The following is a 443-nucleotide window of genomic DNA, read 5'->3' as shown; positions in this document are numbered from 1 at the left end:
ACTGAAGACACTACCGAACTGAAGCTGACCGCCACTGGCGAAGTCGCGGAAGGTGGCAAGATCACCTACACCGCCACTTTGTCGAACCCGGCTGGCAGCGATGTGACCATCAAGCTCAGCAATGGTGAGACCATCACCATCGCCAAAGGCCAGACCGAAAACAGCATCTCGATTGATGCACCGGCTGACGACGTTTATATCGACGCTGAAAAACTCAGCGTCACTGTGGATAAAGTGGATGGCGGCGATTTCGAGAAGCTCGAAGTCAACCCGACTCCGGCTGAAACTCAAGTCACTGACACCATCGACACTTCGACGGTCACCCTGACCGCCAGCAACAACTCGGTCGCCGAAGGCGGCACCATCACCTACACCGCTTCGGTAAACCACGAAGTCACCGGCAGCGACCTGGTAGTGAAACTGGCTAACGGCCAGACCATCAC

At 56.2% G+C, this 443-nt stretch carries 1 protein-coding gene; it reads left to right on the top strand.

Annotation, left to right across the window (positions count from 1 at the left end):
- Positions 1–443 (top strand): immunoglobulin-like domain-containing protein (locus tag HU720_RS23960; protein WP_186523635.1); only part of this gene is annotated, 443 nt, incomplete at both ends.

Origin of the sequence: Pseudomonas sp. SWRI51, from assembly GCF_014268825.1 — a bacterium.
Classification (GTDB): Bacteria; Pseudomonadota; Gammaproteobacteria; order Pseudomonadales; family Pseudomonadaceae; genus Aquipseudomonas; species Aquipseudomonas farsensis.
This window is presented reverse-complemented; position numbering and strand designations above follow the sequence as displayed.